This is a genomic window from Microbacterium sp. HSID17254 (genome assembly GCF_003989315.1).
In the GTDB taxonomy this organism is placed as follows: Bacteria; Actinomycetota; Actinomycetes; order Actinomycetales; family Microbacteriaceae; genus Microbacterium.
The window spans coordinates 1-8425 of the sequence record NZ_RBLT01000068.1 but is presented as its reverse complement, the minus strand read 5'-3'; the positions used below and the strand labels follow the sequence as shown (position 1 = coordinate 8425).

Genomic DNA, 8425 nt, shown 5'->3' with positions numbered 1-8425 from the left:
TGTGATCCTCGAATGATCGTCTTATCTGATCATGGTTGAGTCCATTGTGGTCCCATCGTGGAGCAAACGTGGAGCACGCTGCTCCACGGTGCGAAGCGTGGTCAGGGTTCTGCTCCACGATTTTTGTGCCGTTCGGGTGAATCTGGTGCGGTGTGCTGCGGTTGGGCGCAGACCGGTGCCGGACCGTGAGCGCGCGCTCGGGGTGATCGATCGGGTGTGGGCGTCGGGTAAAGGGGTCGGACCCGGGAATCGGTGGTGGCTTCGCTGCCCGGCAGGGTCTGGGCTGGCGCGGTGTCCTGGGCAGCAGGGCACCACGAGGATGTACTCGTGACGTGCTTACGGTTCCGCCGCCGCCGACGGCGGTCAGGAAGAGGACACGGCGCGGGCGGCGTCGATCGGCGGGGCGTAGCCGTTGAGGCTGTTGATCGTCCGGTGCAGGCGCAGGTGCAGGGCGGGTAGTTCGGTCCTGGCGAGGCCGCCGTGTGCGGCGATGTGGTGCTCGATGTGGAAGGCGTGGTCGTTCATCACGCCGAGGACGCGACGGCTGGCGGTGCGGGTCACCAGTGTCGGTGTGGTGTCCGAGCAGCCCAGGGCGTCGGGCGGGAGCCCTTCGGCGAGCAGTTCGGTCCTGATCGCGGCGCTCACGAACGGGCCGAGAGGGCGTAGCTGTGCGGCGGTCACGGCGGGGCGGAACACCGAGAACAGTGTCGTGGCGTGGGTCAGGAGCAGGCAGTTGCGCCGCTGGATCCGGAGCAGGTTCGCGTACCAGTCGTCGGGTGCGGGCTCGGGGTCGGGCAGCGGGTCGGGTGGCCGCACCAGTGCGAGGACCTTGGCGGTGCAGCGGACGATCATCGCCGGTGAGGGTACTCACTCGTGCATGGTCGCGGTGGTCACCTCCCAGCGATCCGCGCCGAGCGGCACGAGGACGACCAGCGGTTCCGTCAGGGCGGCGATCTCGGTGGCGTCTCGTTCACCGGTCGCGACGATGGTGAGGTGGTGCTCGCCCTGGGCGGTGTGGACGGTGATCGGGGACTCGGGTGCGGTCGCCGCGAGGGGAGCGGTCAGTCGGATCCGCCACTGGCCTCGATCGGATGTGCTGCCCGGTCCGGTTGTTGGACGGCGCTCAAGATCCCCACATCGGCGGCGGTTTTCAGGCGTTGTGTCTGCCGACGGATTGTGGTGCGTGTTGCGGGTGGGTCGGTGTTCGTGTGGAGCGGCACTGTGCCGATGGGGCGGCATGCGAAGGCCCTCCCGGAGCTCGTGAGGGAGACCTGCCGGGAGGGCCGTGAGCGCTGTGGAGGCGCTGTGGTCACGGTAGGGCTGGGCGTGGTCGAGGTCGAATCGCGGTTGCTGTCGGGCGAGTTGCGGTGCCCGGGATGCACAGGCGAGCTCGGGCCGTGGGGGTGGGCTCGGACGCGGCTGTTGCGCGATGGGCGCGGGGCGGGAGTGGTGTTGCGGCCGCGACGATCGCGGTGTCGCTCGTACAGGTCCTCGCATGTGCTGCTCCCGGCGTTCGCGCTGGTGCGCCGCGCTGACGTGGTGGAGGTGATCGGGCAGGCGTTGGCGATGGTGGCTCGTGGAGCGGGCACGCGGACCGCGGCCGAGCAGGTCGGGCGGCCGGCGGAGACGGTGCGGGGCTGGGTGCGCCGGTTCCGGGAACGGGCAGAGCTGCTGCGGGTGCTGTTCACGGTGTTGGTGGCCGAGGTCGCACCGGACCCGGTGATGCCTGCCGAGGCGGGGCACCCGGTCGCGGACGCGGTCTCCGCAATCGCCGGCGCGGCGGTGGCGACGCGCTCACGCTGGCCCAGTCTCGTCGACTCGAACGTCGGCGAGGTGTCGGTCTGGGCGTTCGCTGCCGCAGTCAGCCACAGCCGGCTGCTGGCCCCCGGTTGGCCGCCCCAGGTTTCGCCTGTCACGAAACTGATCGTCAACACGAACTGACTCTGATCTTGGATACGAGGATTCTGGCAGCTTCGGGGTGTTCTGACCTGCACTGATAGGTGTGGGAACACGCTCCGAGAGAATCGAATGACTGACAATCACAACTCTGGCGACACATAGAAGGCCGCGCGGTTGGAACGGGCGCGGCAGATCGGCCTGTTCCGCTACATGCTGATCCGGGAGGCCGCGGATTCCTCGCTGACCGGGCGTCAGCGCGGGGCGCTGGTCCGCGCATTGGCCGCGAAACCCCACACCGACCCGACCGGGCGCACGGTCCGCATCACCCGTTGGACCCTCGATCGCTGGATCTCGAACTACCGCACGGGCGGTTTCGACGCGCTGGTTCCCTCGCCGCGCCAGTCGCAGCCGAGGACCCCGGCGGAGGTTTTCGACCTGGCCCGAGCGTTGAAGAAGGAGAATCCGTCGCGGTCGGCGTCGCAGATCCGCCGGATCCTGCACGCGCAGCTGGGCTGGGCGCCGGACGAGACCACGATCCAGCGCCTGTTCCGCCGTGAGGGTCTCACCGCGCTGTCGGCCGGGCTGGTCGAGCCGGCGGTGTTCGGTCGGTTCGAGGCCGATCATCCCAACGAGATCTGGACCGGGGACGCTCTGCACGGGCCCCGGATCGGCGGGCGCAAGACCTACTTGTTCGCGTTCCTCGACGATCACTCCCGCGCGATTGTCGGGCATCGGTGGGGTTTCGCCGAGGACACCGTCCGCTTGGCCGCCGCGCTGCGTCCCGCGCTGGCCTCGCGCGGGGTTCCGCAGCACGTCTATGTCGATAACGGGTCGGCGTTCGTCGACTCGTGGCTGCTGCGGGCGTGTGCGAAGTTGGGGATCAAGCTGGTCCACTCCGCGCCCGGCCGGCCGCAGGGCCGGGGGAAGATCGAGCGATTCTTCCGGTCGGTCACCGAGCAGTTCGTCGTCGAGATCGCCTCCGGTGACGGCGTCCCCGGCCGTCAGCTCACCGACCTGGCGGAGATGAACCGGTTGTTCACCGCCTGGGTCGAGACGACCTACCACCGCACGGTCCACTCCGAGACCGGGCACGCGCCCCTGGCTCGCTGGCTGGCCGGCGGGCCGTTTCCGGTCCCGGCACCGGCGGATCTGGCTGAGGCGTTCCGCTGGTCGGAGCACCGCACGGTCTCCAGGACTGGGCTGGTCTCCCTGCACGGCAACCGCTACCAGGTCGACCCCGGCCTGGTCGGGCGCAAGGTCGAGCTGGTGTTCGACCCGTTCGACCTGTCCTTTCTGCAGGTCCGTCTCGACGGTGTCGACCGAGGCACCGCGCTGCCGTTCCAGATCAGTCGCCACTCCCATCCCAAGGCCCGCCCCGAGGTCCCGGCCCAGCCACCGGCTCCGACGACCGGGATCGACTACCTCGCCCTCGTCGACGCCCTGCACACCGCCGAGATCGCGCAGAAGGTCAACTACGCCGCCCTGGACCCGACCCCATCCCCCGTCCCCGACGACGACGTCGATGACCACACGACTGACTGAAAGCCCAGGAACCCACACCATGATCGAGAAGTTGCAGGCCCACTACGGGTTCGACCGGATGCCGTTCGGCCGTGATCTCGCGCCGGGCAAGCTGCATCGTCACGCCTCCCACAACGAAGCCGTCGCCCGGATCGGGTGGTGCATCGCCGAGCGTTCCATCGGCGTGGTGACCGGCGAGGTCGGCGCCGGGAAGACCGTCGCGGTCCGCACCGTTCTGCAGTCACTCGACCCGTCCCGCTACACCGTGATCTATCTGCCCAACCCGTTGATCGGGGTCCGCGGCATCCACGAGGAGATCGTCAACGCCTTCGGCCAGCCCGCCGCGCACCTGGGCTCACGACTGATGACCCAAACCGGGAAAGTCCTCGCCGCTGAACGGGAGGAACGCGGCCGCACCCCGGTCCTGGTCATCGACGAAGCGCACCTGCTGACCTATGAGCAGCTCGAGGCGATCCGCATGCTCACCAACCAGTCCATGGACCAGGACTCGCCCCTGGCCAGCCTGCTCGTCGGGCAGCCCACCCTGCGCCGCACGATGAAACTCGCCGTCCTGGCCGCGCTCGAACAGCGCACCGCGCTGCGTTACACCATGCCCGGCATGACCCCACCGGAGACCAGCAGCTACATCACCCACCACCTCAAACTCGTCGGCCGACCCGACCAGCTGTTTGTCAACGGTCTCTTGGAACTGACCCCGGGCGGGACGCTGAAAACTAACCCCGGAACGGCTGCGGTGTGGCATGACGAGCCCCGACACGGGGCGGTGAGTACTGCGGGTTCACCATGGCGGTGGCGAAGGGAGCCGCGATCGTGGTGGACGTTGATGCGCAGGCAGTGGCTGAGCCGCCATGGGGGGCCAGGTGGGGGGTCTCAGGTGGATCGATGTTGTTGCATCGCTCGGGCTCTGGCGATGTTCCGGTGGTGTGGCTGGCCGGTGGGGGGATGTTCGGGCTCTACTACTGGAACGTGCACCGGCTCGCGGCCCAGTTCACCACCAGCGTGGTCTATGACCGGCTCGGGACCGGTTGGAGCGACCCCGCAGAACCCCCGCGCAGCAGCACCAAGGTGACCGACGACCTGCGTGAACTCCTTGATCTGGCCGGTGTCGCCCGTCCCTGTGTGCTGGTCGGCCACTCGTTGGGCGGTCTGTATGCACGACACTTCGCCAAGCGGTTCCCGGACGACGTTGCTGGTCTCGTCCTCGCCGACCCGACCCATGAGGACGTGGTGGACTATCTGCCGCCCGAGGCAGCGCAGCGCCTCACTTCGTGGACCAGCGACATCGCGCTTCCGCCGGAACAAATCGACGCCATGCGCACTACCTATCGAACGGTGTTCGCGACGGCTCTGGCTCAGTGGCCGGAGAAGGTTCGGAAGCCGCTGCTGGACCGCGCGTTCCAACCCGAGGTCTATGAACGTTCGCTGCGCGAGCCGATGGACCTGACCTCAGTGTTCGACGAGGTCCGGGCAGCCGGGCCCGACCCGGGCCTGCCGATGATCCTGCTCTGCGCGATGGGCTCCGATGCGTTCACCGACGAGCTGTTGACCCCTGACCTGCGCGCTGCGGCCGCGCGATCTGCGCAGGCCAAGCACCGCTGCTTCACCGAGGCCGTGGCCTCGACCCCGCGGGCAGAACTGCGCCGGATCGACGATGCAGGTCATTCCGGGCTGATCTGGCAGCATCCCGAGGTCGTGCTGCGCGCTGTCCGCGACGTCATCACCGCCGCAACGTCCCGCAGGCGCTAGTCGCTGTTGCTCCGGTCCTTGGCCAGCAGCTCGCGGCGGGCGCGGGTCCGGTAGGAGTCCCCGGACAGGGTCAGCACCTCAGCGTGGTGGACCAGGCGGTCGATCATCGCTGCGGCGACGACGTCGTCGGAGAACGTCTCGCCCCACCGCCCAAAGGGCAGGTTCGAGGTGACCATGACCGAGGCCTGCTCATAGCGGGAGGCGATGAGCTGGAAGAACAGGTTCGCCGCGTCCTGGTCGAACGGGATGTATCCGACCTCGTCGATGATGATCAGCCGGTAACGACGGATTTTCTTCAGCTCCGCTTCGAGGGAGCCGGTGTGGTGGGCGGCGCCGAGACGGGCGATCCAGTTGCTGGCGGTGTCGAACAGGACCGAGTGCCCGGCCTGAGCGGCCTTGACCCCGAGCCCGATCGCGAGATGGGTCTTCCCGATCCCGGGCGGTCCAAGAAGGATCACGTTCTCCGCCTTCGACACGAACGTCCCCGTCGCCAGATGCGCGAGCAGGTCCCGCCGCAGCGAGGGCAGATGGTCCAGGTTGAAGTCCTCCAATGTCTTGACCTGCGGGAAGTGCGCGGTGCGGATCCGCATCGTGGTGCCGGCGGCCTCGCGGTCGGCGACCTGACGGGCCAACAGCGCGGCCAGGAACTCCTCGTGCGACCAGTTCTGGTCGCGGGCCTGCTCGGCCATCTGCTCCCAGCAGGCCGCGATCGTGGGGACCTTCAACGCCCGGGTCAGGTAGGCCAGTTGCGCGCCTAACCCGTCCGAGCTGGTTGCCTTCGTCATGGTGGGGCGGGTCCCGTTCGCAGCAGGGCTTGTGCTGGTGGGGCTCATGACTGTGTGGCCTCCGCGGAGTCGGTGGTGGAATCAAGATCAGGTGTGGGATCGAACTCGACGCCGAACAGGGCGTCGTAGTCCGGCAGCGCCCGCAGGACCACGGTGTGGCCGTCAGCGTGCTGGCGAGCGGCGCGGGCGCCGGCATCACGGCGTGCGGCGAACTCCCGGCGCAGGACCCGGGCGGCGGCCAGGTGGGCGGGATCGTTCACGACCTGGCGCTGCGCCCAGCACCGTGGGTGACGGGCGACGACCTCGCCGTCGCAAACGACTGTCACCGTGGTGAGAGAGGTGTAGGCCTCGACGAACCGGCCGATCACCCGCGGGTCGACCGAGTAGTCACACGTGTCGACCCGGATGTAGTGGTCGCGGGCCAGACGCGTCCGGTGGTGCAGCCCGACCGCTGGTGTGACCGGCGGCAACGTCAGCATCGCGGCGTAGTCGGTATCGACCAGCTCGACCGGGCGGCCGCCGATCGAGCGGACCGTGCGCTGGTTCGCCCGGGCCAGCCATCCGTCGAGCTGGGCGGCGAAGTCAGCGGGCGAGGTGAACGAACGCCCGGGCAGGAACGAGGTCTCCAGATAGCCGTTGGCGCGCTCGACGATGCCCTTGAACTCCGGATCCCGCGGCGGGGCGAGCTGGACCCGGGTGGCCAGGGTGCCCGCGAACGCAACGACCGGGGCGTTCACCCGTCCCTTGATCGCGATCCCTGCCTCCCGGTCCCAGACCAGCGTCTTCGGAACCCGCCCCAGCGCGGTGATCAGCTGCCACATCCCCGAGAGCAGATCCCCGGTCTGCCGCGAGGGCAGCACCGTCGCCGAGAGAAACCGCGAGTAGCCCTGGGCCATCACCAGCACCGGCAAGATTCGCTCCTGCCCAGGTCCGACTGGGATCTTCGTCGGCGGGAACCACAGATCGCACTGCGCGAGCTCACCCGGCCGGTAAGAGGTGCGGCTGACCGGGTCGACGCCGACGTACTCGGGCCGGATCTTGGCCAGACGCTTCTTCAATGGCCCCTCGGAGTAGGGCCAGTCGATGCGCTGCGCGATCGCCGGACTCGGCATCCTCGGCCACGTCGCCAACAACGCCCGGATCGCCGGCTCATACGGATCGACGACCGAGCCCCGTGCCGGACGCTGATAGACCGGCGGACGATCACTACGCAGCGCCGCCCGCACCGTGTTCCGCGCCAACCCGAGCTGACGGGCGATCTCCTTGATCGGCAGCCCCTCGGCCCGATGCAGCCGCCGGATCTCTGCCCAGTCCTCCACGCTGATCACCTCCCGCAGCCTGGCGGGAGAGGGTCAAAGTTCCCGGTACCCGCGCGGGGTCAGGTTCTACGAACCGACGACACGCCGAGGGGGTCATCGCGCTGACCCTCCGGTCGGCTGCCGGACGGCCGCTCCCGTCGTGGGATCCCGGAGCCCACGTCGAGCTCGACCTCGGCGAGGGGTGCTCTCGGACGTACTCCCTGTACGAAGATCCTGACGATACGACGAGCTGGCGGATCGCGGTGCTCCGCGCCGAGGACAGCCGTGGTGGGTCCGCCTACGTGCACGACCGGCTCCACCGGGGCGTCGAGGTGAGGGGTCGTGGTCCGCGTAACCGGTTCCCGCTGCGAGAGGCCCCCGCGTACCGGTTCGTCGCGGGCGGCATCGGCATCACCCCTGTGCTACCGATGATCGAGCGCGCCGAGCGTGCCGGTGCCCGGTGGAGTCTGCTCTACGGTGGGCGCACCCGGGCGTCGATGGCCTTCGTCGACGAGCTGACCCGCCACGGCGACAAGGTGCTGCTGCGTCCACAGGACGAGCACGGCCTGCTCGACCTGGCGGACTACATCGGTGATCCGGACGCCCGCGAACTCGTCTACTGCTGCGGGCCGGCCCTATTGCTGGACGCGATCGGGAAACACTGCGTAGGCCGGCCGGAGATACTCAACATCGAACGATTCGCGGGCCGGGTCGACGTGTCCGGCGAGCACGGAGAATCGTTCGAGGTCGTATTCGGACGATCAGGTAGGACCGCCGTCGTCCCTCCGGGCACCTCGATCCTCACGGCAGCGCAGGAAGCCGGCGTCGCGCCGCCGTCGTCGTGCACCGAAGGGATCTGCGGAACCTGCGAGACGGAAGTGATCTCCGGTCGTCCCGAGCACCGGGACTCGGTCCTGTCGGACGACGACCGCGACCGTGACGAGACGATGATGATCTGCGTGTCCCGGAGCCTGGACCCCCGGCTCGTACTCGATCTGTGACGCCACGCCGCCGGCCCCACCCGGCCGCATCCATTCCGGTCACCACCACGAGAGGCACGATCATGACCGACGCGATCCACAGCGCCGAGGGCACACGGACGGAGGTGCCCGCCGAGGAGTGGTCGGTCGACGAGCGCTGCATCAACTGCAATCT

General features: G+C 68.8%; 8 protein-coding genes. 5 read left to right on the top strand and 3 right to left on the bottom strand.

Annotated elements, in window-relative coordinates; all coding sequences use genetic code 11:
- Window positions 1-363 precede the first annotated feature (363 nt).
- The gene (locus tag D8M34_RS17400) at window positions 364-852 is read right to left on the bottom strand and encodes a DUF6933 domain-containing protein (RefSeq protein WP_126894648.1); all 489 of its coding nucleotides are present in this window, start codon (window positions 850-852) and stop codon (window positions 364-366) included.
- Between the two features lie 645 nt (window positions 853-1497).
- Here D8M34_RS17400 and D8M34_RS17395 point away from each other — a divergent pair.
- The 4 genes from D8M34_RS17395 to D8M34_RS17380 all read left to right on the top strand — a co-directional run bounded on the left by D8M34_RS17395 (window position 1498) and on the right by D8M34_RS17380 (window position 5187).
- A complete protein-coding gene (locus tag D8M34_RS17395; protein ID WP_202976274.1) occupies window positions 1498-1941 on the top strand; it encodes a helix-turn-helix domain-containing protein in 444 nt (147 codons plus the stop codon).
- Between the two features lie 132 nt (window positions 1942-2073).
- Window positions 2074-3441: a DDE-type integrase/transposase/recombinase gene (locus D8M34_RS17390; protein WP_126894646.1), complete on the top strand. Its 1368-nt coding sequence runs from the start codon at window positions 2074-2076 to the stop codon at window positions 3439-3441.
- A gap of 19 nt (window positions 3442-3460) precedes the next feature.
- Complete coding sequence (locus D8M34_RS19430; protein ID WP_202976273.1) at window positions 3461-4510, top strand: ExeA family protein; 1050 nt, start codon at window positions 3461-3463, stop codon at window positions 4508-4510.
- On the top strand, window positions 4408-5187 hold the full coding sequence (locus tag D8M34_RS17380; protein WP_238695707.1) for an alpha/beta fold hydrolase: 780 nt from the start codon (window positions 4408-4410) through the stop codon (window positions 5185-5187). The genes D8M34_RS19430 and D8M34_RS17380 overlap by 103 nt, the downstream gene beginning before the upstream one ends.
- On the opposite strand, the gene istB is transcribed toward D8M34_RS17380, so the two are convergent.
- On the bottom strand, window positions 5184-5972 hold the full coding sequence (istB, locus tag D8M34_RS17375) for an IS21-like element helper ATPase IstB (protein ID WP_126894644.1): 789 nt from the start codon (window positions 5970-5972) through the stop codon (window positions 5184-5186). The genes D8M34_RS17380 and istB overlap by 4 nt on opposite strands.
- A 44-nt stretch (window positions 5973-6016) precedes the next feature.
- Window positions 6017-7300 carry an IS21 family transposase gene (gene istA / locus D8M34_RS17370; protein ID WP_126894643.1) on the bottom strand — a complete coding sequence of 428 codons (1284 nt, stop codon included), beginning with the start codon at window positions 7298-7300 and terminating at the stop codon, window positions 6017-6019.
- A 467-nt stretch (window positions 7301-7767) separates the two neighbouring features.
- Here istA and D8M34_RS19590 point away from each other — a divergent pair, with 467 nt between their 5' ends.
- Entirely contained in the window at window positions 7768-8271 is a 504-nt protein-coding gene (locus tag D8M34_RS19590; protein WP_238695706.1) for a flavin reductase family protein, read from the top strand.
- Window positions 8272-8425 lie beyond the last annotated feature (154 nt).

What these genes read in the sequence shown, in the direction of transcription:
- D8M34_RS17400 (WP_126894648.1), bottom strand. Translation starts at nt 852, where the DNA reads ATGATCGTCCGCTGCACCGCCAAGGTCCTCGCACTGGTGCGGCCACCC.
- D8M34_RS19430 (WP_202976273.1), top strand. Translation starts at nt 3,461, where the DNA reads ATGATCGAGAAGTTGCAGGCCCACTACGGGTTCGACCGGATGCCGTTC.
- istB (WP_126894644.1), bottom strand. Translation starts at nt 5,972, where the DNA reads ATGACGAAGGCAACCAGCTCGGACGGGTTAGGCGCGCAACTGGCCTAC.
- D8M34_RS19590 (WP_238695706.1), top strand. Translation starts at nt 7,768, where the DNA reads ATGGCCTTCGTCGACGAGCTGACCCGCCACGGCGACAAGGTGCTGCTG.